A 2,072-nucleotide genomic window follows, 5' to 3' on the forward strand; every position below is an offset into this window, starting at 1 on the left:
GCGATCTGCGCACCGGCCGGGACCGCTTCGAACGCGCCTACCGGATTGCCGAGTCGGTGGGCGAGGAACGGTCGATGGCGGTGGCCGCCCTCGGCTTCGGCGGCCTGTGGGTGCACGAGCACCGCACGGTCGCCGGCTCGGTACTCCTGGAATCGCAGATACGCCGGGCGCTGGAGTTACTGGACCCTCAGTCCTCGCTGGCGCTGCGGCTGCGGATCCGGCTGGCCGGGGAGGGCGACTACCGCAACAGCGACAACACGGCGGTACTGGCGCTGCTCGAGCAGGCGAGGGCAGGGCAGAATCCAATGGCGCGTGCGGAGGCTTTGAGCCTGGCCCATCACTGCCTGATCGGCCCGGAGCACGGCGCACTGCGCCGGGAACTGGCCGCCGAACTGGTCGCGGAGAGCTTTCGTACCTCCCGGCGCAGCGATCTGCTGATGGGCCTGCTGTGGCAGACGGTCGACATGTTCCTGGACGGCGACCCGCACGCGGAACGCTGTCTGGCGGAGCTGCGCGGCCTGCTGGCCGAGCAGGACCATCTGGCGGTGGGTTTCGTCGTGAGCGCGATGGAGGTCATGCTCGCCGTCCGCGCGGGCCGCCTCGACGAGGCCGAGGCCCTGGCCAGGGCCTGTACGGAGCGCGGGATCGCCGCCGGTGACGTCAACGCAACGGTGTGGCAGGCCGCACAGCTGGTGACCATCCGCTGGTACCAGGGCCGGGTGGTGGAGCTCGTGCCGCTGCTCAGTGAGGTGGTCAACTCGCCGACGCTGAGCGCTGTGGACGATCACGCCCTGGCTGCGCTGGCGGTGGCCGCGGTGACGGCCGGGGACCGGCGGAAGGCCGTCAGCGCGCTGGCCACGCTGTGCGGCCGCGACCTCGGCGACCTGCCTCGGTCGAGCAGCTGGATGGTGACGATGCACGGTGTCGCGGAGGCCGCCTACCTCCTCGACGACCCCGCCATGGCGGCGCGGGTCTACGAGCTGCTGAGTCCGTACGGTCACCTGCCGGTGGTGGGCAGTCTCGCCGTCGCCTGCTTCGGCTCGGCCCACCACGCCCTGGGGGTCGCCGCATTGACCATGGGCGACGTCGACCGGGCGGTGACCCATCTGCGGGAAGCGGCACGGCAGAACCTCGCCCTCGCGCACTGGCCCGCGGTCACGGCCTCCTGGGACCGGCTCGCGGTGGCGCTCGTACGGGCCGGCCGACCGGCCGAGGCCGACGCCGTCCGAAGGGAGATGGCCGTGGCCGCCGAGGAGGCCGCGGCGCCGCCGCCGGAGACCGACGGACATGGCAGCGCGGATCCGCGGGGCGGGGACGGGCAGGGGCAGCCCGCGGCGTTCTGTACCCGGCTGGGCCGTAAGTGGCGGGTCGGGTTCGGCAGCCGCAGCGTCCTGGTGGAGCACAGTGTGGGGATGCTCCATCTGGTGGTGCTGATCGCCAACCCGCGCCAGGAGATCCGGGCCGTCGACCTCGTGGCGGGGCTGACCGCGCTCAACGGGGACGCCGGGTACACGGCCCTGTCCGGGCAGCCGGTTCTCGACCGGGTGGCGACGCAGGAGTACCGGAATCGTCTGGCCCGGCTGCGCACCGAACTGGACGCGTTCAAGGCGGCCGACGACCAGGAGCGCGCGGCCGTGGCCCAGGTCGAACACGACTGGCTGATGGGCCAGTTGGCGGGTGCCACGGGCTTGAGCGGACGCGCCCGCCGCTTCCCCGAGGGCGAGGAACGCTCCCGGGTCGCGGTGAGCAAGGCCGTCCGCCGGGCGCTGGACCGGATCGCGGCAGCCGATCCGGTGATCGGTGAACACCTGCGGCACGCGGTGCACACCGGGGTGCGGTGCTCGTACTGGCCCGCCTGACGCGGGCCAGGCCGCGCTTCCGCCGGATCGTGCACCGCGGCGGTCGGTGCTCCTACCGGCCCACGTCACATACGTCCGACAGCTTCCCGTTCGCATCCGGACGGGTCGGCCCGGTCGTGCGGCCCGCCCGCCCGGCCCGGGCCGGCCCCAACCCCGCGGGCCCCCGCCGGGTACGGACCCGTCCCGGGGGGCCCCCCCCGCGGTGGCGCGGTG

1 protein-coding gene is annotated in these 2,072 nt (G+C 73.7%); it reads left to right on the plus strand.

Annotation, left to right across the window (positions count from 1 at the left end; genetic code table 11):
- Nucleotides 1–1,859 (plus strand): tetratricopeptide repeat protein (locus ACFW2E_RS45765; RefSeq protein WP_384477803.1); only part of this gene is annotated, 1,859 nt, incomplete at its 5' end.
- Nucleotides 1,860–2,072 lie beyond the last annotated feature (213 nt).

The organism is Streptomyces sp. NPDC058964 (assembly GCF_042741275.1).
Lineage (GTDB): Bacteria > Actinomycetota > Actinomycetes > Streptomycetales > Streptomycetaceae > Streptomyces.